This window comes from Rhodohalobacter halophilus (assembly GCF_001715195.1).
Classification (GTDB): Bacteria; Bacteroidota; Rhodothermia; order Balneolales; family Balneolaceae; genus Rhodohalobacter; species Rhodohalobacter halophilus.
This window is the reverse complement of the sequence record NZ_MDWE01000043.1, coordinates 51,076-73,728: the sequence shown is the minus strand read 5'-3', so window position 1 is coordinate 73,728 and position 22,653 is coordinate 51,076. Positions and strand designations below refer to the sequence as shown.

Sequence of the window (22,653 nt, the reverse complement as noted above, 5' to 3'; positions counted from 1 at the left end):
TTAAACTAAATTCAACCGGTGATTGGGTTTCGATGTTAAATTCATGTTTGGAAAGAAATATCAATAGTTTATCTAATATTCAGATTGTTGAAGATACTCCTTCCTACATAATTCAAAACTCAAGTGCTGAATCCGGTAGTAATTTTGTTGCTAATTATACTATAGGAAGTGTAGTCACTCCTACTTCATTAGGTCCTTTATTCTATCATTCTTAAGAATGATGAGGATTTCGAGTTCAATGAAGGAAGCATAATTTATAAGTTGATGGAACTGGAAAGAGAGAAATTCTTATTTAACCTTTTTGGTGGTTACCCATCAGTAGTTCTAAATAGCTATATAGTGTCTTCTTACATTGAAAATATACCTGATGTATGTAGGGAAATAGTCCAAATGGTTGAAGAAACTATACTTCCGATAGATGAACAGTTAGAACAAATTCGAGAGCAATTGGATAATAATAAAGACGGGGGGTGATAGCCTTCCTTTTTGGAGAATTCTTCTAAGAGAATTATGCCCTGCCACCACGCAGTCACTCATCATTACTACATTGTTCGCATTGCTTTTACACAATCGAAATTGTAAGATAGGGCAACTTTAAAAATGGGATGTCAGAAATAATAATGTATTCATCATGCTAACAGGCGAGATTAAAAACAAAGTCGATAAAATCTGGGAAACACTGTGGTCCGCCGGAATTGCCAATCCGCTGACCGTCATTGAACAGCTGACCTACCTCCTATTCATCAAAGGGCTGGATGACGAGCAGACTCGAAAGGAGAAAAAAGCTCAACGCACCGGAAAGCCGATCGAAGACCCAACGTTTTCGGAGGCTCAGGATCATTTGCGGTGGAAGAATTTGAAACAGCTTGATCCGGAGGTGATGTTTGATACGATTCGGGATGAGGTGTTTCCGTTTATCAAAGAGCTTGGTGGCCAGAACGGGAGTACGTACCGCAAGCATATGGAAGGGGCGATGTTTTTGTTTCCCAAGCCTTCTACCCTGGCGAGGGTGGTGGAACTGATGGATCAGCTGGAGATGAAGGATCGCGATACTAAGGGCGATATGTATGAGTATATGTTGTCTAAACTTAGCGTGGCGGGACAAAACGGGCAGTTCCGTACACCGCGACATATTATTAAAATGATGGTGGAGCTGACACAGCCAAAGCCGAAAGAGAATATTGCCGATCCCGCCTGCGGTACGGCCGGATTTTTGGTGGCGGCCGGTGAGTATGTGCGCAACAACCACGCAACGGCGATGGTGGATGATGAAGTCCGTGAACACTTCCAGAGCGAGATGTTTACCGGGTACGATTTTGACAGTTCCATGCTTCGGATTGGGAATATGAACATGGTGATGCATGGATTTAACGGTGCCACGATTGACTACAAAGATTCGCTTTCCTCTTCAGATGATAACGATCTAAAAGAACGGTTTGACCTGATTCTCGCCAATCCTCCCTTCAAGGGATCACTCGATTACGACAGTGTGGCCACAGACCTGCTTCAGACCGTCAAAACCAAGAAGACCGAGCTGCTCTTTAATGCCCTCTTTTTGCGGGCGCTGAAAATTGGCGGCCGTGCCGCGGTGGTGGTACCGGATGGCGTGCTGTTCGGGAGTTCCAAAGCGCACAAAGAAATTCGCCGGATATTGGTAGAAGAGCAACAACTGAATGCTGTGATCTCCATGCCGAGCGGGGTGTTTAAACCGTATGCCGGAGTGAGTACAGCCGTGATCATCTTTACCAAAACGAACTCGGGCGGTACCGATAACGTCTGGTTCTACGATATGAAAGCCGACGGCTATTCCCTGGATGACAAACGCGACAAAATAGAGGACGACGACATCCCCGACATCATTGAGCGATACCACAACCTGGAGGAGGAAACCGGCCGCAAGCGCACCGACCAAAGTTTCCTCGTGACCAAAGACGAGATCGTGGAGCAAAATTACGACCTCTCCATCAACCGCTACAAAGAGATTGAGTACGAAGAAGTGGAGTACGACGATCCCAAAACCATCATCAACGGAAAAGACGGTCAGCCCGGATTGCGACAGCTCGCCGAAGAACGCCTGAAAATTTTGGATGAACTGGAGGGGATGGTTTGAGAGAGGTAGAATTAGGTGAAATAGCTGAAGTGTTTGGAGGATATGCGTTCAAAAGCAAAGACTTTAATGAAACTTCAGGAGTTCCTGTTATCAAGATTTCAAATATTCAGGGCGGTGAAGTATCTGAAAATACACTCAAACAATATTTGCCTGAAAGCTATTTAGGTGACTATGAAAACTATCAAATAAGGCGAGGTGATATTCTTGTAGCATTGTCTGGTGCTACGACAGGAAAGACCGGTGTTTATAATATTGAAAGACCGTCACTATTAAATCAGCGCGTTGGTTTGGTAAGAGCTAAAAATGGTAAAGCTGTCCAAAAATATCTGAGTTATTACGTCTCAAAAATTACTGGTGATATTTTAAATAAGGCCCAAGGTGTTGCACAGCCGAATATCAGTACAAAAGAACTTGCGAAGTTCGAAATCCCCCTCCCCAGCCTGTCCGAGCAGAAAGCGATTGTGGCGAAGCTGGACCGGGCGCAGCGGCTCATCGACATCGACAAAGAAATGCTCGCCAAATACGACGAGCTCATCCAAAGCGTGTTTTTGGAGATGTTTGGGGATGTTGAGAGCGAAAAGATTTCACTTTCAGAGTTAGTAAAACTAAATCCCAGGAAGTCTGAAATCTCTGATATAGATAAATCAATGGAGGCTTCTTTTTTAGGTATGGCTGATGTTGGTGAAAATGGAAGTTTAAACCTTTCTGAAAGCCAAACTATTGAAGAATCCTGGAAAGGCTATACTTACTTCAAAGAAGACGATGTGCTCTTTGCCAAAATCACACCATGTATGGAAAATGGTAAGGGAGCAATTGCCAAAGGACTTAGAAATGGTTTAGGTTTTGGTTCTACTGAATTTCATGTACTAAGACCGATTGAAGGTGTAAGCAGGTCGACATGGATTTATCACCTAACGCATTCTGATAAATTCCGGAAAATTGCTGAATCCTTCATGACAGGGAGTGCCGGACAAAAACGCGTTCCTACTCACTTCTTTGATCGATTTAAGGTTGTAAAGCCATCAATAGAGAAACAGATACGATTTGAAGAAATAGCCACAGAGATAAGTGAGGATAAAAAAAGGCTAAGAAGCCAAATCAAAAAATCAGAAGAGTTGTTTTCGTCGTTGGTGCAGGAGACGTTTGGGTGATGGAGAAAAGTGAGTTTGAATTTTATTTACAGCTATACCAAAAGGTTGGAACACCTATGAAGATTGATAGAGAAAAAATGGTTTGATTTTAAGGTCGCGCCAGTCGGTGAAAACTATTTGAAAGTGACAGATATGTTTGATTGTCAAAACATATATAATATAAGGGGAAAGGGCTGCCGGAAGCGCTGATTCTTGAGGCCCAAAAACAATATCCTGATAAACAAATCATATCCAGTTCTAACAGGATTAAGGTTTTTTTAGGAGAGTGGAGATCAGAAGCAGGAACTGCAGTGTGGAAAAGATTGGTAAAAAGGGGATTAGCAGACTATTTAGAGGATGATGATTTATTTATACTGAAGAAATGATTAGCTATTGATGAAAGAAAAAAGAGAAATAGCCCAAAGCGAAGCCCGGGATAAAACGGCGATGGTTCACGGCGGATGAGAGATGCCTTTTGCTGCTTTACAGGTAGCGCACCTGCCGGCGCGCGGGATTTATTAAGGCTGGGGGTTTTGTACAAAGATACCGCACCTCCGGCGCGAGTACTTTGCCCTCATGTGGCAAAAGCCCGTCCCGTCAGGCACGCTTTGATTGTTGCAAAATACATTGTGCGCCAGGGCCCCGTCCCAGCGGGACGATATGTTTGTTGAAAAAAGCAGAAGCCTTACCACCAATTGCCCCGGACGGGGCAGCATGTTGTATAAAGAAGTTTTGTTCTCGTTGGTGCAGGAGGTTTTTGGGTAGGGTTATTGAGTTGGATTAAAGAGTTCGCTCAGCTTCACCGCCATCCGGCGGAGAGTGGAGGGATCTCCCTGAAGCTGGATGATGGAATGAAAGCTGGAAACACATGTGCAATCCTCGATAATTAATTTTCGTTATATTCAGTATCAATCATTCAATAAAACATCCAAATGAACGCACCAACAACCATCATAGAGCCCCAATTAGGTAAAGGAATCTATTCCATTCCGGATGCTGCTGCAATTTTAGACATGCCGGTCAGTAAGGTGCGTCGCTGGGTCAAAAAATACTGGGAGTTGGAGTTTCTTCAGGATGTGGATCAATCGTATACCTGGGGAGAGAGCAGGGAGAAGGCATTTCACTTTTTAACACTCATTGAAATCATTGCGGTAGATTCCTTTCGTGAAATTGGAGTGAGCTTCCCTAAAATCAAACTCGCCCATTCCAAACTGTCAGAAATGCTGGATACTAATTATCCATTTGCTCATGCCGAATTGATGTCAGACGGTAAGAGCATTTTTTATGAGCTTTTGGAATCTTCGTTATTAGAGGTGGATGAAAAGCAGCAGTTGTCATTTACCGATCTGGTAGCCCCCTATTGCAAAAAGATCGATTTCCAGGATAAAACTCAGCTTGCTGAGCGTTTCTGGCCCTTGGGCAAAGACCATCAAATTGTGGTCGATCCGCATCACAGTTTCGGTCAGCCGGTAATTAACGGCACAAATATTACTGTAGAAACAATTTTTAGTATGCTGAATGCCGGAGAATCTCCCGAATTTGTTGCAACTATCTATGACGTAAACCTGAATGCTGTAGAGGATGTGATGTCGTTCATGAAGCGAAATGCTGCATGAAGTTCTATGTGGATGAGAATATTACGCCAAACATAGCCCGGGCTTTGGCAATTCTCCAAAATCCACGAGTTCAAGAAAACATAAAGGTCTATACCATTCGGGAGGTATTTGGCCCAGGAACACCGGATGATGTTTGGATTCCAAAAGTTGCTGCTGAAGATGGAATCGTCATCACCCAAGATTTAAACATTCACAGAGTTCGCCAGCAAAGAGAGTTGTATAAGCAACAGGGTCTTGGGGTAGTGTTCTTCAAGCCACCCAAAAATGGCTATCAATATTGGGACTTAGTTGAGTTCTATATCAAAAGATGGAAAGTGGTGAAAGAAGAGGTCCGGAAATTGAATAAACCCTTCGCTTTGGTTGTGACCCCAAGATCGGCAAAACCGGATCGGTTGTGAGTATAGACTTGCTTGTGTTTCAAAATTCGAAACAAAGTTTCAGTTATTGCAACTGTGTATAAAAACGCATACACTTATTAAAAACTGTATGTATATTTATACATCATGTACGTTTCAACTGATAAAATAGAAGACGCTATCGAGATCTTTAAAGAGCATGAGGGCGTTATGCGAACGGCCGAGGCACTGGATGCCGGCATTTATCCCCGTACCCTGTACTACATGAGGGATGAAGGATACCTGACTCAGCTGGAGCGGGGCGTATATCAACTTCAAGACAGCGAACCCCTCAGTAACCCGGATTTCGTTGTAATATCCCGCAAAATTCCGGATGCCGTTATCTGTCTCATTTCTGCCCTGGACCTCCATGAGATGACGGACGAGATACCGCACAAGGTGCATATAGCCCTGCCTCGCACAAGTCGAAATCCATCACTTGACTATCCTCCTGTAAACGTGTACCGCTTCTCAGAGGAGACCCTAACCGCAGGAGTAGAAACAAAACAGTTCGATGGAATCTCAGTAAAAGTATTCAACCCGGCCAAGACCATTGCCGACTGTTTCAAATTCCGCAATCAAATTGGGCATGATGTAGCTATTGAGGCTCTGAAACGGGGAATTAATGAGCGTAAGGCTACGTTGGCTGATATTTTTGAATATTCTGAGATGTGTAGGGTTAAAAATGTAATTCAGCCTTATATAGATGCCATTGCTTATTGATAGATTGTAAAAGATTGGACACAACTAAACAATAATTTTTATATAATATTTATATTTAGTATCGTTATTTACGAAATAATCACAAATAATAGCCTTGAGTATTAATATGTTGATTCAAGTAGCGGTCGAAAATTTTAAGTCCATTGAGGAAGAAGTAGTTTTTAAGATGATTGCTTCCGGACTAAAAGGGCATAATTCCCATAAAATGGAGACAAAATTCAGTCAGCCTGCTGAGTTATTAAAGTTAGGAGCTATCTATGGGGCCAATGCGTCTGGAAAGACAAACCTCATTGATGCTATTCAATTTGCTCAGGATTTGATTGTAAATGGAACAAAATCAGGTCAGAGAATTAGGGTTAGTCCATTTAAATTATCTAAAGAATATAGAGAGGAACCCACTTCTATTGAGTTTGTAATGTATTTAGAGGGGCAGATCTATACCTATGGATTTGCAGTGACTCAGGAAAAAGTGGTAGAAGAATGGCTCTATGCACAACGTCCCGGAGCAAAAGAAAGAAAGCTATTTGAACGAGTAAGCGATGACGAGCAAGCTGTAGTAGAAACTGGAAAATCTTTAGAAGCTGAAGACTATTCATCCAAGATGCTTCAGATGGTTTCTCGTTCTACCAGGGTAAACCAATTGTACTTATATGAACTAAAGGAAAAAAACCATCCTGGTATTGAAAAAATTACGGGGTGGTTTGAAAACAGCCTTGCTGTAATCCCTGCCGTATCCAAATACCGCCAACTTACGTTACGCGCTACTAAAGATGAAGACTTCACCAAATTTGTTAGTCGTGTATTAAAACAAGTTGGTACAGGTATTGAGCGGGTAAAAAGTGAAAGTAGAGAAATCGACGTAGAACGTGACTTAACTTTATACCCAGAGGAACTTCGTGAGGAACTCAGTGCAGAATTAAATGAGATGGATGATGATCAGGGTTTATTTATTTCATCAGAAATCATGCAACGGGTGTATGAAAAACAAGATGGAAAAATTATTGAGTATCGTCTCAAAACCATTCATAAAGACAAAGAAGGGAATGAAGTTGCTTTCGATATGGAAGAAGAGTCTGATGGTACGTTAAGGCTGATGCATTTAATTCCCTTGTTGGCAGATGTTCAGACAGAAGCTAAAGTAGTATTTGTAGATGAACTTGATCGACGAATGCACCCTATGTTAAGCCGAACTCTGGTGAATCTGTTTAATGAGATCAATCCCGGAAAAAACAAAAGCCAGTTAATCTTCACTACACACGACACAAATTTATTAGACCAAGACTTATTACGAAGAGATGAAGTGTGGTTTATGGAAAAAAATAAATTTGGGGCTTCAAAATTGAGATCATTACATGAGTATAATATCCGAAATGATAAAAAACTGGATAAAGACTACTTATTAGGGCGTTTTGGAGGCGTTCCAAATATTCGTTACGATGTATTAGAGCCTGCCGATGCTTAATCGTAGAAAGAAAAGATCACTTGATCGTAGTATTCCGCATCATAGGGATACAAATATCATTTTTGTTGGTATTGAAGGCGGAGATGGTCAAACAAGTAAAGAAGCACAGTATTTCGATATTTTCAAAGAACAGGATATTCGTTTTCAGTTCAAAGTCATACCCTGTGATGAACACCGGTCTTCCCCTGATCAGGTTTTAGAACATTTGAAATCTGAATTGGAAAAAGAGCCATTACAAGATGGAGATGAAACCTGGATGGTTGTGGATGTTGATAAATATGAGCCTCACTTGTCAAAAGCTGCTCAGGAATGTATGGATGCTGGAATTGATTTAGCCGTTAGCAATCCATGCTTTGAGTTTTGGCTTTTGCTTCACTACCAAGATCCTGATGATCAATTGCAGTCTTGCAATGATGTAAAGAGAATTTTAAATCCCATTATTGATAGTGATCCTAAGAATTCAGAAGGTCACTCTGCCATGTTTTTTGATAAGGCAGAAACAGCCATTGAGCGTGCTAAGCAGAGAGATAATCTGGAAGAAAGATGGCCAAATGAAAATGGCAGCAGGGTTTATCAAATTATAGAACGGTTTTTTGAGGGGCAGTAGTAAGTGGTACCATTGAAAACTCCACACGTAGTGTACTACACTAAAAAAATGGCTTTTTCTTTACACGTTACGTTGGATATGTAAAGAAAATCGGATTTCTTTTACATGTTTAATGTTAAAGCAATTTGGGCAGGCTGATTTATATCCTTCATATCTAAATAAAATCATTACATTAAGGGGCAAACAAAAGACGGTTTTTCAATACTATGTCCAATTTCGATTTTCTACAACCCGACTGGCCGGAGTTTTCGGGGGATGCCAAAGCCGTAGAAAAGCTTGTTCGGTTCGATCCGCGTGGGGCTTGTGGGCGAGCCCGTCATCTGATTGAACAGGTGGTACTCTGGATGTATGAGCATGATGAAGATCTGGAGATGCCGTATGAAACCAATTTCCACACGCTCATCAACGAGATAAGCTTTAAAAAAATCATCGGCCCTCAGGTTTACTTTAAGATCGACGCCATTCGTAAGATGGGGAATATCGCCCTTCACGAAAAGAAGCGTATATCTGAGCAGGATGCGATGCAGATCTGCAGGGAGACATTCCATGTGATGTATTGGCTCTATCGAACCTACACGACAGATGAGCAGCCAAAACCGGAAATCAAATTCGATGCCGGTAAAGTGCCGGTCACGGAAAAAGAACCCCAGGTATCCCCCGAAGATCTGGAGAAGCTGCAGCAACAGATGGAGGAACGGGCTGAGGAGCTACGGGTACTGCAGGAGTCTCTGCTGGAGAAAGATGAAGAACTTGCCCAGCGCAACAGGGAAATTAAACAGATGCGTCTGCAGACTCGCAAGTTTGCTGATAATCACGACTATAACGAGGCCGAAACCCGTGAACTGCTGATCGATGTAATGCTTCGGGAGTCTGGCTGGGATCCGGCGGCTCCAAGAGTTCGGGAGTATAAAGTGAAGGGCATGCCCAATTCCTCCGGAGTCGGATATGTAGATTATGTGCTTTGGGATGATGACGGCAAACCGCTGGCACTTGTCGAGGCGAAACGGACAACGCGAAGTGTGGAGCAGGGTCAGCATCAGGCAAAACTCTATGCCGACTGTCTTGAAGCGCAGTTTGATGTTCGCCCGGTAATTTTTCTCTCCAACGGCTATCAGATCTGGATTTGGGACGATACCGAGTATCCACCCAGAGATGTGCTTGGCTTCTATACCAAAGCCAGCCTTCAGACGCTCTTTTTCCAGAGACGTGAAAAGCAGTCACTACACCTGGCCGAGATCGACAAAAAGATTTCAGGGCGGTACTATCAGATTGAAGCGATCCGGCGCGTGGGTGAACGGTTCCAAAAGGGGCACCGGCGCGCACTTCTTGTAATGGCAACCGGTACGGGTAAAACGAGAACAGCTGTTTCTCTAACGGACGTACTACTCAAAAATAAGTGGGCAAAGAGGGTACTGTTCCTGGCTGATCGGAATGCACTGGTGCGTCAGGCTTACAAAGCATATGCTGAACATCTTCCTGAAGTGCCGATCGTGAACCTCGTAGATGAGAAGAATGATACGGCTGCTCGTGTTGTATTCAGTACCTATCCCACCATGCTGAACCAGATTGAAAAGCTGGAAGAGGGGCAGAGAAAGTTCGATCCGGGATATTTTGACCTGGTGATCATTGATGAGGCTCACCGCAGTATTTACAATAAGTACGATGCTATTTTCAGCTATTTCGATTCACTGCTTCTGGGGCTGACGGCTACGCCCAAAGATGATGTGGATCACGACACTTACAATAAATTCAATGCCGAGCAGGGTAATCCCACGTTCGCCTACGGCCTGGAGCAGGCCGTGAAAGACGGCTATCTGGTACCGCCAAAGAAGGTATCCGTATTAGGTAAGTTTTTAACGGAGGGGATCAAGTATAATGACCTATCCGAAGAAGAGAAGCTTGAGTACGATGACCTACTGGCTGATGATGAAACCGGTGTGGCCCCGGACCACATTGATCCGGCCAAACTCAACAGTTGGCTGTTTAATCGCGATACGGTTGAAAAGGTACTGCACCAGCTTATGGAGCAGGGAATTAAGGTTGAGGGCGGTGACCGTCTGGGCGATACCATTATCTTTGCCAAGAATCACAAACACGCTGTATTCATTCAGAAGGTATTTGACGAAAACTACCCGCACTATGCCGGGAATTTTGCCCGCGTGATAGACAATCAGGTAGAACAGGCGCAGGATCTGATTGACAAATTCTGCTCACCGGGTAAGTTACCGGCCATAGCAATTTCAGTAGATATGCTGGATACAGGAATTGATGCGCCGGATGTAGTAAACCTGGTATTCTTTAAGCCCGTTAAGAGCAAGGCAAAATTCAACCAGATGATCGGTCGCGGTACACGACTGCGTGAAGAACTGTTCGGGCCGGCCCGGCACAAACAACACTTTCTGATTCTGGACTTTTGCGGGAACTTTGAGTTCTTCGATGAGAACCCTGAGGGGTATGATGTGCAAACCTCACCATCGATTTCTGCATCCATATTTGAAAAGCGGCTGCTGCTGACGGCCAAACTGAAGAACGAACCGTGGAATCGGGATGAAGATCTCCGGGTGTATCGGGAAAGCTTGTTAGACCTTCTGCATCAGCAGATTGCCAATCTGGAGCGACAAAGCGTACAGGTGCGTCCGTACCTTAAGCTGGTGGATAAAATGAGTGAGCGTTCAGTTTGGGATCATCTGGAGTCGCATGAGCGCAAAGAGATCGTCAGCAATCTGGCAGAGCTGATACCGGTAGACATCAACGAAGATGAGAAAACGCGCCGGTTTGATTTGATGATTCTTACCCTGCAGCATGAACGGCTCGACGGCGTTCTTGAAGAGCGGCCCACACAGAACAAACTGGTGGATCTGGCGGATCATTTGTGGTCGAAGAAGCATATCCCTGCCGTTAAAAAAGTGGTGCAAACTCTCAAGGATGTCCTATCAGAAGAGTATTGGGGAGGAGTAACCGTGCTCGATCTGGAACAGATACGGAAAGATCTGAGGGGATTGATGCATCTGATCGATCGAAGCAAAAGAGATCCTATCTACACAAACTTTCAGGATGAGTTTACGGATGTGAAAGAACACGGCAGTACAACTGCAGGGGATTCAGCCGTAGATCCTGAGCGATACAAGCGCCGGTTGAAGCAGTTTATTTCCGAGAACAAAAATCATCTGATCATTGAAAAGGTCCGGAAGGCACAGCCGCTAACCGATAAAGAGGTTGAGACGCTGGAGAAGTTTTTGATAGAAGCCGATCCAAATATCAATCCTGACGACTTCCATGAGATCGTAGGTGAAGAGTTGGAACTGGTTCGATTTATACGGGCAGCTACCGGCCTGAAACGTGAAGCAGTAATCCGGGAGTTTGAAGAGTATCTGCAGGAAAAACGGCTCTCGTCCAATCAGATACAGTTCATCCAGCAGATGATCGAGTTCTACACCAAAAATGGAAATTTAGATGTAGCCAATCTCTATGAACCGCCCTTCAACTTTATCAACGAGGACGGACTGGATGGGGTATTTAAAGACAATATTCATCTTGTGGATGGAATCGTAAACAAGGTCAAAAAGCTCAATGAAGTGAAGATCGGTTGAGTTTTGTACTATTCTTATTGCGAAGTATTAACAATTGCAATAAGGTCAAAAGCGGTTCAACCTGTATAAGTACACACCCAGACACACTGCTTGGGTAAGTACAATTTATTCAAATTGACATTCCCTTTTTAACACGTATTTAACTCGAGACCGATTCGTGTCAGGTTCGGGTCACAGTCGGGACAGGTTCGGGTCAGGTTCGGGTCAGACTTGGGGTCCCTTGTCCCAAGCTCATCGAGGATTCTCGAGGGTTTACCAATCTCAAAGATTGAACTGTTTTATCAAAATAGAACAAAAGCTCACCTCTTCGTTCTGTAATCCCAATGTTTATGGCATCCATACCTACTTCTCTCATTGTATTAACCTCAGTTCGATTAATAAATTTTTCAATATCCTATGAAAGAAGTCTCCCCTACCAAGGGGCTCATTTTTTGAACGCGAAGCGATATTTAGAGGGGTGTCCATCGGTTTTTTCCACGTTCTTATAAACATCTCCCTAAATCCCCCTTTAATAAGGGGGATTTTTACATTCAATATTCAACAATCGAACTCAGGTTATTAATGAATACAGTCAAAAGAGGGGAGGTAGGGCAGGCATATCGTCACTTTTGTGATTTAAGTATTTCAATGACCGGCGAGATCACGCCCGTACCACTCGGTATTACCGAAACTGTAGCCAGGTTATCTGATCTCTGAAGATTTTTTGTAAGGAAGTGAAAAAATCTGTGTCATATGTGTAAGTGATCGTGGAAGCACGATGTTGACGTATGACTATCAAGACAGAGCCTTTTGAGAAGGGATTTGAGCAGCCCTTTTCAAAAGTAACGACCGAAGAGAGCGGCATGGGGAAAGCCGCTCTCTTTTTTTCGTTATTGAGGGAAGTATTTCATTTCAATCTCCTTTCAGCTTCAGATACAAATCGCCTTGCATCACGTCTTCGAAAATCTTCCATTATATTGGTGTCATCTATCTCTATCTCAGAAAACAACTCTTCACCAAACGTATTGATCATTACAATTCGTCCTTCTTCGAACCGAACGGATTCAATTTCGGAAAACGGTACCGCAATAGCTTTGCTGAGCATGGTTTTAACCCCACTGCTTACAGCCGATCGAATAATTTCCGCAATATAGGGTTCATCGGAGATCTCGTTTTCACCACTTATTTCTCTCTCCAGGTCATCTAAAAAATCATTTGTGAATTGAAGAACTACTGCATCCTGTATAATCAATAGATCTACGCTTTTTTCCCGGTTTGATATAGCTAAATCGGCTTCTGAAGATTGAACCCTGGAGACTATTTTCGATTCTGTTGAAGTTGAACCGAGATTAAAAATGGAATTGTGTTGTGCATCAATTGATTGAGGAGTGCCAATCATTGTTATAACTAAGAGAAGGCAGGATAGAATTGATTTATAAATAACAGGCATAAGTGTAACGGTTTGTTCTGGGTTATTTAACCCTACGCGCCTATGTGTTCATAGTTTCAGATGAGCATAAAAAAAGCCGGCTGCAAATTTTGCAACCGGCTTGTAAACGAATTATCAAGCTTTATTAAGATGCGGAACCGAGATCTCGAATGACTCTGGCCAGTTCCATTACCTTGTCACTGTTTGATGAGGAAGCAGCACTGTTTGTCAGTGAAGCTGCAACTTCATTCAGTACACGAGATTTTCTTGAACCACTTGCGCTTTCAGCTTCATTCAGTCCGTTACGAATCATCTGAATAGAGCGCATGTTTAACTCTCTGTCTCTTTCAAGCTGGTCTGCGTAGGCTCGGGCAAGTGCAAAGGTAGATGGCCACTCATATTTTGGTTGTCCCTGGGCGTTTTTGTACTCCAGAACAACCGTATTGGCTGCATCAATTTCATTCTGGGTCAGAAATTCACTTGGAACCAATTCAAAAATATCAAGGCCGCGGGCAATTTCAGAGTTCACCAGGTATCCGTTGTACCAGTAGATTGACCAGCTTCCGCCTGTCTCCACTCTTTCCGGGTTGATTGGCCCTCTGTCGTGGAACGCAATTTCAACAGGGTTTTTCGGATCGGTGAAATCGAATACATTAATACCACCCTGGTACCAGGATTGAACCATGATATCTCGACCGGGAATTGGAATCATGGATCCGTTGTGTGCTACACAGTTTTCGGCAGAAGTTTGCGGAGCCGGCATCTTGAAATAGCTTTGAAATTCCATCTTGCCATCTTCACCAATTGAATAGATTGCATTTGCTCCCCACTCGTATGGATCGGTTTCACGGCATTTTGGCTGTGTTCCGCCACCCCATTCGTCTGTAAAGAGAACGGTTGAACCATCATTGTTAAATGTAGCGGAGTGCCAGTATGCGAAGTTGGAATCTGCTACGGCATCAATACGTGTTGGGTTCACAGGGTTGGTAATATCGAGCAGCAATCCGTAACCTTCACATGCTCCGCCGGCAAGACCTACCTCAGGGTAGAGTGTAATATCGTGGCACTGGTTGGGTCCTACATCCTGTCCGCGACCGCGAGCAGCAAGTCGCTCTTCCATAAAGTTTGCATAAATTTCATCCAGATTTTCACGAAGAGTTGTACTGTCGGCTTCGGTTGGTTCACCTTCTCCGCCGCGCTCTTCTACAATCTGTTCAAGCAGAGCTTCAACTAGTCTGTTATTTACAACTCGTGGTGACCCGTCATAATTTGCCACAAAACTGCCTGCTTCCCGGGCACGCTCAATGGCAGCCAGTTCTTCGGGAGCCGGGCCGTGAGTTGGAGGTGCTGTCAGCCCCTCAAAGATTCGGGGAGAGTTGGCAATATGCGCTTCTTCCGGGTTTGCAAGCGGCACTTTGATCACTTCAATTCGGAACAGAGCGCTGTTTGGATCTTCATCCGGGAAAGCGCTGGAACATCCAGGCAGTTCCTCTTCAGGACGAACCGGAGCTGAACCTGAGATGTACACATATACATTCTCATTATCATTTGGATCTTTCAGTACCGAGTGAGTGTGAGAACCGCGACAGGTTTGTACGTTGGAGATATACTCCGGATTCCTGATATCGGAAATATCAAAAATTCTGATTCCTCGAAGTCGATCTTCACTTACGCGATCCTGAACACCTTCAGTACCACAATCAAGACGCCCGCCAAGACCCTCGCCTGAGACAAACAAAAGGTTTTCATAAACGGAAACATCACTTTGAGAAGCGGGGCAGAGGAAGTCCACCACTACTTCGGGGTTGGCGGGATTTGACATATCCCAAACAATAAATCCATTGTAATTACCCTGAATGACATAGTTGTCTTTAAATGCAAGATCAGTACTCCATGATCCAAGAAACTCTTCCGGTGGAGGAGTAACCGAAACCAAGTTTAAATTCCAAATAGCTTCTTCGTAGTCGAAAAGCCCGGCGCCGAGTCCAACGCGTGGATCAGGATTTGGCTGTTCAATTTCGGTGATCGGCTGAAGTGAGGGTTGAGGATCCTGTTCAGGCATATCTGAAGATGCACAGCTGTAAACTGTGACCAGAGAGGCCAGAGCCAGGAGTATCCCGGGTAGTAATCGTTTCATATATAGGATTGTTTGTTTGGGTTATCGGATAGATGTTTAAATCGGTTTTAATGTGTAAATGACGTTGTTCTTAAAACCGATATGTATAACCCTCGAGAAGCTGTAACGTTTTAGTCGATATTCTCGAGCATTAATTTCATACGTTCAATTTCAGTTACCTGATCGGCATTAATGCCGGATGCCAGTTCAAATGATTGGTAGTCGGATGCTGCGCCATCTGCGGCAAACAGGTTTTCAACCATAATAACGGCTCCTTCGTGGTGCTCAATCATATAGGTTAAAAACAATCTGTCAAACTCTGTGCCTCTTGCTTCTGCCAACTCTTCGAGCTGTTCCTGGCAAAGCATACCGGGCATATCGCTGTGGTCGTGCATCATATCACTGCCGTGCCCTCCATGGCCTGAGTGATTTCCATGATCTCTATCTTCATCGCTTTGGCCTTCCATATGTATCATCAGGTTTAGACCGTCGATGTGAACTTCAGGTACGGGCTCATTTCTGTCTCTGAGCCACCGTTGCATTAAGGCAATTTCATCCTGCTGTGCATTGATGATTCTTGCTGCAAGTGTTTGAATGGATTGACTGGCTCCATTCTCCGGGGCAAGACGACTCATAATAAGTGCTTGAGCGTGATGACCGATCATTCCGGTCATGAAATCGATATCAGCCTGTGTGTAATTTTGTTTATCCCGTTCCACTCTCTCCCAGAAAATGGCCTCCATTTCGGCATGATTTCTCTGTTCCCTCTCGGCCATTTGGGTTTGATCGGAACTTGTTTGATTCGACTCACTCACCTGTTCGGTTGAAGAACATGCAGAGATCATAAATATGATGAATAAGAGAGCCGGGAAAAGAGAAAGAGCAGAACTTTTTGATACGTTGAAAAACATGTACCTAATTCGTTTATAAAGTTGAAGGATTTTTGATCGGCGCTCAAATAGAACAACGCTTAACAGATGAGTCAATCAGAGGGGTAAAATCCGGATTTGACTTTGCTGTCAAAAATTCGTGTTTGAGAACGCTACACCATTACCTGCATTATGAAGCTGAACGTTACATCATATTTTTTAAGAATCAAAAGCGAATAAACGTGAAAAAGTGTAAAAAGTTTGCTCTGAATGTTCAAAAACAGGGTAAATCTTCAATCAATCAATAACTCTCTTGAAATAAATAAGGGGATTCACTTTTAGAAAAAATGAATCCCCGTTCCGTATTAGAAACAGAATCAATCACTGTCCTGATCTTTCTTCATCAGTTTTAAAACCTCCTCACCGGAAACTTCCTCTTTTTCAATGAGCAGTTCGGCAAGTTGATCAAAGGCATCTTTATGCTTTTGAAGAATTTTGACAGCACGCTCATACGCCTCTCGGGAGATCTCCTGCACCTCCTCATCGATCTCACGAGCCGTGGCGTCACTGTAGCTCTTTTGTCGGGTCATATCCCGGCCAAGAAATACGTCCTCCTCATCACTTCCAAATGCAAGGTGACCAAATTTATCACTCATACCCCATTCAACCACCATTTTTCGGGAGAGTTTTGCTACCCTCATAAGGTCGTTCTGGGCACCGCTTGTTGCAGTGTTGAAGATGAGCTGCTCGGCGGCGCGCCCGCCCATAATTACCGCCATCCGATCGAGCAAGTACTCTTTGTTGTAGAGATATTTCTCTTTTTCGGGAAGCTGCATGGTTTGTCCCATTGCTTTACCGCGTGGGATAACCGATACTTTATGAAGCGGGTCGCTGTTTGGCAGTGCCGCGGCTACAATGGCATGGCCCGCCTCGTGATAGGCAAGAATTTTCTTCTCATCATCATCAATCTGCATTCCTTCACGTTCGAGGCCCATCATAATTTTGTCCCGTGCATTTTCAATATCATCCATGATGATCTTTCGCCGTTTGTTACGGCCGGCGTACAGAGAAGCTTCATTGAGAAGGTTCTCCAGATCGGCACCGCTGAATCCGGGAGTACTTCGGGCAATTTTATCCAGATTTACACTTTCGTCGATGGTCTTGTTTTTCGCGTGAATTTTCAGAATTTCATGCCGGGAGTTTTGCGATGGAAGATCTACCGTAATCTGGCGATCAAAACGCCCGGGTCTCAGAAGGGCAGGGTCCAGAATATCGGGACGGTTGGTTGCCGCCATTACAATTACGTTTTCACTCGGCTCAAAACCATCCAGTTCTGCCAAGAGCTGATTCAGAGTTTGTTCACGTTCATCATGTCCGCCACCAACGCCGGCGCCTCGTTTTCTGCCGATGGAGTCGATCTCATCAATAAATATGATTGCAGGAGATTTCTCTTTGGCCTGCTTAAACATTTCACGTACCCGTTTTGCGCCTACACCTACAAACATCTCCATAAAGTCAGACCCGGTAATGGTAAAGAATGGGACACCGGCTTCACCGGCAACAGCGCGGGCAAGCAGTGTTTTACCGGTTCCCGGAGGACCCATCAACAATACGCCTTTGGGCAGTTTTGCCCCAATCTCTTCAAATCGTTTGGGATCTTTTAAAAATTCTATGATCTCCCTCAGTTCTGTCTTAGCTCCATCCATTCCGGCCACATTATCAAATGTGGTTTTGTTCTTGCCGGGTTCCTGCAATTTAGCCTGGCTTTTCCCGATGTTAAACATTCCGCGTCCCTGCATCTGCATGCGCCGGTAGAACATGTATCCGATAATCAGAAGGAAGAAGAGTGGCATGGAAAAGATCAAGAAATACCACCAGAATCCATCAGAGTCCGATTCAGCCGTAATGACTACATCGTTCTCTTCCAGCAGGGAGGAGAGTCCTTCATCCCCAAATGAGGGAATGACCGTGACGAAGTTTTTATGAGACGTAGTATCTGCTTCAGTTCTGTTAAGAACCTGAGACTCCCGGAATTCACCCCGAATCCGATCACCCTGAATGTGCACACTTTCGATATTATCACTTCGAAGCTGCTGTTTAAACGTGCTGTACTCAATTTCAGCCTGGCTGCCAAAAAGTCCGCCACTGTCCGTTAATACCCAGTAGCCGAGCATGACAAACAGAAAGAGATAGATCCAGTAAATGGTGCCTGTAGGGCGCTTCATTTTATTGGAATCTTTATTTTTTGAGCTGTCCTGATTCTGCTTTTTTTGTTGTGGTGCTTGCTTCGAGTGTTTATTCAAACCTTTTAAAAATTTAGTTCTGTTTAGGGGGTAATCAGTTCACCGCCATTTTATTAGCATAAAATAGTTTAATTTGAAATCGTTCGCGAATAGAACCCATTTACCCGGCCGGTTGATGGTCTCGATCTTGGAAAAATAAGCCGATTGATAAAAAACGGTGTCCGATTTCGATTGACATACAGTATAGTCAGGTAATAAAATCAATGATATCATCCAGAACAGAACGATTTCTGACTGCACTGATAATAGATGCGCCCAGAATTAAAACATGAATGACGGGAGTGAGCCATTCAAAACTAACACCAAAATAACCCATCCCTGCTCCAAACATGTACCGGCCAATGTATGACAACATTACGTAAGCTGCGTAAAGAACTCCAAATGTGATAAAGAAAATAAGAATTCGGTCTCCATATTTTCCTGTGTGCTCCTCCCTGATCTGTTGCTGTTTGGCTTTCATCTCGCCATGACGAAGCTGTTGTTTAAGATCTTTTTCAAATTCCTTTTTCTTCAGCTTTTTCTTTCTCTGTTCAATCAGTTTTTTACGCTCTTTCTCGTCCATAAAAATGTATAGTTGTTAGTTCAGAATTTGAAATAGACAAACAAGCGTCCGTGATTTTTACTGTCTTTATCAATTCTGTGATATTTATCTTTAATATGTTTCTGATCCAGGAACTTTAAAACCCGTTTTTTTAACTGCCCCGATCCCTTTCCCGGAATGATCTCTACAGTTTTAATTCGCTTTTCAATGGCCTCATTAATGATATTTTCCAGCTCCTGATCTATCTGATTGCCATTGTTATAAATATCATGAAGGTCGAGTTTAAGTTTTGCCATAGGATGATCAGCCTTTTCTGAATAATACATTACAGATAATGGTCATGGATAATAATTGAAAAGTCTCACATTTTCATTCTGAATTGTTTTTGAATCCTGCTATTTTAGAACTTGAAAAGTCAATAAAATGTGCAGTTATGGATCTTCAAATTACAGGAAAAGTCATCGATATTTTAGAAATAAAATCGGGTAAGGGAAAAAATGGCCCATGGAAAAAGCGCGATTTCATTTTGGAAACGGGGGGAGAATATCCAAAAAAGGTTTGCATTACGCAGTGGGGCGATCAAATTGACAAAAATCCGGTTGTAAAAGATGAAACGATAACTGCGTTTATAGATATTCAAAGCCGGGAGTATAAAGGAAACTGGTACACAGACGTTAAAGCCTGGAAAATAGAAAAAGGTGCTGCCGCTTCAGAAGGGAACTCAGCTGATGATGTAGTCATAGACTTTGGCCCCGAAGGAGAAGATGAACGCGCACCTTTCTGACTCTTACTTATGTTTTTGAAAATCAATATGGGGGTTTCGATCAAGTTTTTGCGCATACTTAAATGAGGGAGAGAGTTTCCCTACAACAAAAAGGTGAGAGACTGAAAATTTGAACGATTAAACAATGAGAGTTTTAAAGAAGTGATTCTGAACTTAACCGTGTAATGCTAATCCTCATTCGGCAGACTTCAGGGGCTTACCTTTTTTTAATAGGCTATAGCATTTTTTCCGGTGAATTTTTTAATCAACTGAAAATTGACTTACATTTTAATAGGGTAATCATTCCATTCATGGAATTTGGGAGGCTTTATTGAATAAAATATCACCAAAGGGGCTGGCTATTGGCAGTGTTGTTGCACTTTTGCTCATCTTCGCATTCTATTATGGATGGAGTAAAGATCAAAAGCAGTTGAGGGAAGCCCGCATTCAGACACTTGAATCGACTGCAGGACTTCTGAAAGATCTGTTTGAGGAGACTGTAAATGAACATCTAAATCTCGCCTACAATCACAAATCAAGGGTTGAATTCACCGAGGGCAGATATTTTGAGAATTTTGAATTTGAAACAGGGCTTCTTTTAAATGTTAAGCTACCTTTTCGATTTTTTGAATGGATAGACAGCGATGGGGTAATCCGGTTAATTGAACCCTATGAAGAGAACAGAGAAGCAATTGGGTTAAATATTCTGGACCTGGATTACAGGCGCGATGAATGGCTGCAGATGAAGAGAGATTCTACGCTTAATATGACCGGTATAACCGATTTGGTTCAGGGTAATTCTGCATTCTTAATCGATGCCCCTATCTATTATAATAACGAATTTCACGGTTCCCTGACAGTTGGAATGGATTTTACCGATGAGTTTAATGCCCTCATGGCCGGGAGAGAGATGTTTAATTTACGAATTTGGGATCATCACGATCGACTGTTCTATCAGTTTGGTTTTGAGGATGGCGAGAATAGTAAAGAGTACATAACCTCGCTGCGCTTAGATTTTATTTCCGGGTCAGATAATTATTGGAAAATGGAATTGGCAATGAACGAGCACTTCTATTCCGGGCGTGAAGCACTGATCAGTCAGGTTGGTCTCTTTTTCAGAATTGTGGTAGGGGTAATGTTCGGCTTTTTGATCTATTTCATGATGGCCTCATATAAAGCGAATAAACGGAATGAAGCCGCATTGAAGGAGAAAGAGGTATTGATTTCTGAGATTCATCACAGGGTAAAGAACAATCTGGCCATTATCTCCAGTCTGATCGACCTTCAAAGGATGGATGCTGAGGATGAGGTGATTGTTAATACGTTAATCAAAACTCAAAATCGAATACAGTCGATTGCCGGGGTTCATGAACTACTCTACCGTTCTGATACCTTCTCTGAAATACCATTTGATCAGTATCTGCAACAGTTAATCAATAAACATCTTGCCGTTTATCTGATTCAGGGTAAAGATATTGATATCCAGGTCAACTGTACGGTGAAGTCGATGAGTATAAATCAGGCCATACCTCTTGGCTTGCTTATGAGTGAACTGGTTACCAACTCATTTAAACACGCATTTAAAGAACGTGAAAAAGGGATTGTAAAAATCCATATTTTTCAGAAAGGCGATTTTGTGGAGGTAACATACCAGGATGATGGAAAGGGCTTTGATAAATCCATGTTTGAAAACAGTACCGGTATGGGAATTACCATCATCAAAACACTGATTAACCAGCTCGGCTCCAATTACAAAGTAGATTCAGAAAACGGTTTCCGAATCCGATTTAAGTTTAAACTTGACAGTTAGTCGATATCTTCTAAATCTCTTCGGTCTCTGATTTGCCGGCGAATTGAATCGGCATCGGGTCGATTTGCATCTCGGTACCTTCGTTCGGCTGCCTGGACAGAATCACGCTCCGTTCGTAACCGATCCTGTACATCTCGAATTCTCTCCATCTGTGCGTCAATATCTCGTTGGTAAATTTCGTGAGAAAGTTCAAACAGCTCTTCACTGATCCCGTAGTGGGAGAATATGTCTTCCCGTTTTTCCAGGCGACTCTTCTCCCCAAACAGTTCTTCATCCATTTGATTTACGATAGAGAGCTCTGTAAGCACGGTTTTGTAGAGCTCTTCATCCATAATTTCCGGCTCCTTCTCACAACCGAGAGCCGTGAGAAGGGCAATGGAGAGTAGAATTATATTTGCAGTACGTTTCACTATTTACTGTCCGGATTTTTTGGATTAAGCGGTCGCATCGTAACTTCATTGATCAGGAGATTATCCGGAGTCTCGAGCAGGTGAATCAGGGTATCGGCAACATCACCGGGCTGCATCATATTGGCGTGTGTTTCGCTGCCAACTTTGTTAAAGAAATCGGTAGCAATGGATCCGGGAAACATTGCCGAGACCTTAATTTTATCATAACGCAACTCTTTAAAAAGGGCTTCACTAAAGCCTCGAACACCAAATTTGGTTGCGTTATATCCGGTCAGCTGAGGATTTCCCAAGAGACCAGCCACAGATGCAATGTTGATGATATGGCAATGTTGAGGATTCTGCTTCATAAGAGGAACAATCACCCGGGTAAGGTAAAATATACCATTCAGATTGGTCTGAACCATTGTATCCCAGTCATCAACGGTAAGATCGTCAACATTGCCAAACCTGGCCAATCCCGCATTGTTTACCAGAATATCAGGCAGGTGATCCTCATCGAATTGATTATTTACCCACTCTTCAATGTCTTTGTGCTTGGTTACATCCATTTGTACAGGAATAAACTTTTCACCAAGCTTGCTTTGAATATCTTCCAGTTTATTTAGGCGACGCGCCAAACCGTACACCGTTGCGCCTTTATCGATCAGTTTCTTTGAAAATGCAGTGCCGATTCCGCTGCTGGCTCCGGTTACAATTGCTACCTTATTTAATAATTCCATTCTTTGGGATCAATTTTTCGTTTAACTTGTTGTTTGATAATATAAAACATCCGATCCATCAATCATTCCAAAATACGAAAA

The 22,653-nt window shown here is 43.2% G+C and carries 20 protein-coding genes; 12 read left to right on the top strand and 8 right to left on the bottom strand.

Annotation, left to right across the window (positions count from 1 at the left end; genetic code table 11):
- The 10 genes from BG260_RS14295 to BG260_RS11790 form a co-directional block, all read left to right on the top strand.
- Positions 1 to 215 (top strand): hypothetical protein (locus tag BG260_RS14295; protein WP_218089768.1); only part of this gene is annotated, 215 nt, incomplete at its 5' end.
- 49 nt (positions 216 to 264) lie between these two features.
- Positions 265 to 474: a hypothetical protein gene (locus BG260_RS11830; RefSeq protein WP_069132941.1), complete on the top strand. Its 210-nt coding sequence runs from the start codon at positions 265 to 267 to the stop codon at positions 472 to 474.
- Positions 475 to 631: 157 nt separating this feature from the next.
- Positions 632 to 2,110, top strand: coding sequence for a type I restriction-modification system subunit M (locus tag BG260_RS11825; protein WP_069132938.1), 1,479 nt, complete (start codon positions 632 to 634; stop codon positions 2,108 to 2,110).
- A complete protein-coding gene (locus BG260_RS11820; RefSeq protein WP_069132936.1) occupies positions 2,107 to 3,261 on the top strand; it encodes a restriction endonuclease subunit S in 1,155 nt (384 codons plus the stop codon). Before BG260_RS11825 ends, BG260_RS11820 begins: the two co-directional genes overlap by 4 nt.
- Positions 3,262 to 4,172: 911 nt before the next feature.
- Positions 4,173 to 4,856, top strand: coding sequence for a DUF433 domain-containing protein (locus tag BG260_RS11815; protein ID WP_069132934.1), 684 nt, complete (start codon positions 4,173 to 4,175; stop codon positions 4,854 to 4,856).
- Entirely contained in the window at positions 4,853 to 5,254 is a 402-nt protein-coding gene (locus BG260_RS11810; protein WP_069132932.1) for a PIN-like domain-containing protein, read from the top strand. Before BG260_RS11815 ends, BG260_RS11810 begins: the two co-directional genes overlap by 4 nt.
- A 105-nt stretch (positions 5,255 to 5,359) precedes the next feature.
- A complete protein-coding gene (locus tag BG260_RS11805; RefSeq protein WP_069132930.1) occupies positions 5,360 to 5,974 on the top strand; it encodes a type IV toxin-antitoxin system AbiEi family antitoxin domain-containing protein in 615 nt (204 codons plus the stop codon).
- A gap of 94 nt (positions 5,975 to 6,068) precedes the next feature.
- Positions 6,069 to 7,436 carry an AAA family ATPase gene (locus tag BG260_RS11800; RefSeq protein WP_141691593.1) on the top strand — a complete coding sequence of 456 codons (1,368 nt, stop codon included), beginning with the start codon at positions 6,069 to 6,071 and terminating at the stop codon, positions 7,434 to 7,436.
- The gene (locus BG260_RS11795; protein WP_069132926.1) at positions 7,429 to 8,043 is read left to right on the top strand and encodes an RloB family protein; all 615 of its coding nucleotides are present in this window, start codon (positions 7,429 to 7,431) and stop codon (positions 8,041 to 8,043) included. The genes BG260_RS11800 and BG260_RS11795 overlap by 8 nt, the downstream gene beginning before the upstream one ends.
- A gap of 206 nt (positions 8,044 to 8,249) precedes the next feature.
- Positions 8,250 to 11,633, top strand: a complete 3,384-nt coding sequence (locus tag BG260_RS11790; RefSeq protein ID WP_069132924.1) for a DEAD/DEAH box helicase family protein — start codon at positions 8,250 to 8,252, stop codon at positions 11,631 to 11,633.
- A gap of 886 nt (positions 11,634 to 12,519) precedes the next feature.
- On the opposite strand, the gene BG260_RS11780 is transcribed toward BG260_RS11790, so the two are convergent.
- The 6 genes from BG260_RS11780 to BG260_RS11755 all read right to left on the bottom strand — a co-directional run bounded on the left by BG260_RS11780 (position 12,520) and on the right by BG260_RS11755 (position 19,166).
- Positions 12,520 to 13,062 carry a hypothetical protein gene (locus BG260_RS11780; RefSeq protein ID WP_141691592.1) on the bottom strand — a complete coding sequence of 181 codons (543 nt, stop codon included), beginning with the start codon at positions 13,060 to 13,062 and terminating at the stop codon, positions 12,520 to 12,522.
- A gap of 124 nt (positions 13,063 to 13,186) precedes the next feature.
- Positions 13,187 to 15,178 carry an LVIVD repeat-containing protein gene (locus BG260_RS11775; RefSeq protein ID WP_069132917.1) on the bottom strand — a complete coding sequence of 664 codons (1,992 nt, stop codon included), beginning with the start codon at positions 15,176 to 15,178 and terminating at the stop codon, positions 13,187 to 13,189.
- Positions 15,179 to 15,288: 110 nt separating this feature from the next.
- Positions 15,289 to 16,068, bottom strand: a complete 780-nt coding sequence (locus BG260_RS11770) for a DUF305 domain-containing protein (RefSeq protein WP_069132915.1) — start codon at positions 16,066 to 16,068, stop codon at positions 15,289 to 15,291.
- Positions 16,069 to 16,403: 335 nt separating this feature from the next.
- Complete coding sequence (gene ftsH, locus BG260_RS11765) at positions 16,404 to 18,251, bottom strand: ATP-dependent zinc metalloprotease FtsH (RefSeq protein ID WP_069132955.1); 1,848 nt, start codon at positions 18,249 to 18,251, stop codon at positions 16,404 to 16,406.
- A 265-nt stretch (positions 18,252 to 18,516) separates the two neighbouring features.
- The gene (locus BG260_RS11760; RefSeq protein ID WP_069132913.1) at positions 18,517 to 18,891 is read right to left on the bottom strand and encodes a hypothetical protein; all 375 of its coding nucleotides are present in this window, start codon (positions 18,889 to 18,891) and stop codon (positions 18,517 to 18,519) included.
- Positions 18,892 to 18,911: 20 nt separating this feature from the next.
- Complete coding sequence (locus BG260_RS11755) at positions 18,912 to 19,166, bottom strand: Smr/MutS family protein (RefSeq protein WP_069132953.1); 255 nt, start codon at positions 19,164 to 19,166, stop codon at positions 18,912 to 18,914.
- A gap of 89 nt (positions 19,167 to 19,255) precedes the next feature.
- Between BG260_RS11755 and BG260_RS11750 the strand changes: the two genes are divergently transcribed.
- Both BG260_RS11750 and BG260_RS11745 read left to right on the top strand, forming a co-directional pair.
- A complete protein-coding gene (locus tag BG260_RS11750; RefSeq protein WP_245683962.1) occupies positions 19,256 to 19,654 on the top strand; it encodes a DUF3127 domain-containing protein in 399 nt (132 codons plus the stop codon).
- Positions 19,655 to 19,964: 310 nt separating this feature from the next.
- Positions 19,965 to 21,443 carry a histidine kinase dimerization/phosphoacceptor domain -containing protein gene (locus BG260_RS11745; RefSeq protein ID WP_069132906.1) on the top strand — a complete coding sequence of 493 codons (1,479 nt, stop codon included), beginning with the start codon at positions 19,965 to 19,967 and terminating at the stop codon, positions 21,441 to 21,443.
- Here BG260_RS11745 and BG260_RS11740 read toward each other — a convergent pair.
- A complete protein-coding gene (locus BG260_RS11740) occupies positions 21,440 to 21,853 on the bottom strand; it encodes a DUF4296 domain-containing protein (RefSeq protein ID WP_069132904.1) in 414 nt (137 codons plus the stop codon). The two genes, BG260_RS11745 and BG260_RS11740, sit on opposite strands and share 4 nt — an antisense overlap.
- Positions 21,853 to 22,572, bottom strand: coding sequence for an SDR family oxidoreductase (locus BG260_RS11735; RefSeq protein ID WP_069132902.1), 720 nt, complete (start codon positions 22,570 to 22,572; stop codon positions 21,853 to 21,855). Before BG260_RS11735 ends, BG260_RS11740 begins: the two co-directional genes overlap by 1 nt.
- Positions 22,573 to 22,653 lie beyond the last annotated feature (81 nt).

Coding starts and splice junctions, on each gene's coding strand:
- BG260_RS11760 (WP_069132913.1), bottom strand. CDS start 18,891: ATGGACGAGAAAGAGCGTAAAAAACTGATTGAACAGAGAAAGAAAAAG.
- BG260_RS11830 (WP_069132941.1), top strand. CDS start 265: ATGGAACTGGAAAGAGAGAAATTCTTATTTAACCTTTTTGGTGGTTAC.
- BG260_RS11795 (WP_069132926.1), top strand. CDS start 7,429: ATGCTTAATCGTAGAAAGAAAAGATCACTTGATCGTAGTATTCCGCAT.
- BG260_RS11825 (WP_069132938.1), top strand. CDS start 632: ATGCTAACAGGCGAGATTAAAAACAAAGTCGATAAAATCTGGGAAACA.
- BG260_RS11810 (WP_069132932.1), top strand. CDS start 4,853: ATGAAGTTCTATGTGGATGAGAATATTACGCCAAACATAGCCCGGGCT.
- BG260_RS11790 (WP_069132924.1), top strand. CDS start 8,250: ATGTCCAATTTCGATTTTCTACAACCCGACTGGCCGGAGTTTTCGGGG.
- BG260_RS11775 (WP_069132917.1), bottom strand. CDS start 15,178: ATGAAACGATTACTACCCGGGATACTCCTGGCTCTGGCCTCTCTGGTC.
- BG260_RS11755 (WP_069132953.1), bottom strand. CDS start 19,166: ATGGCAAAACTTAAACTCGACCTTCATGATATTTATAACAATGGCAAT.
- ftsH (WP_069132955.1), bottom strand. CDS start 18,251: ATGAAGCGCCCTACAGGCACCATTTACTGGATCTATCTCTTTCTGTTT.
- BG260_RS11770 (WP_069132915.1), bottom strand. CDS start 16,068: ATGTTTTTCAACGTATCAAAAAGTTCTGCTCTTTCTCTTTTCCCGGCT.
- BG260_RS11780 (WP_141691592.1), bottom strand. CDS start 13,062: ATGCCTGTTATTTATAAATCAATTCTATCCTGCCTTCTCTTAGTTATA.
- BG260_RS11805 (WP_069132930.1), top strand. CDS start 5,360: ATGTACGTTTCAACTGATAAAATAGAAGACGCTATCGAGATCTTTAAA.
- BG260_RS11815 (WP_069132934.1), top strand. CDS start 4,173: ATGAACGCACCAACAACCATCATAGAGCCCCAATTAGGTAAAGGAATC.
- BG260_RS11735 (WP_069132902.1), bottom strand. CDS start 22,572: ATGGAATTATTAAATAAGGTAGCAATTGTAACCGGAGCCAGCAGCGGA.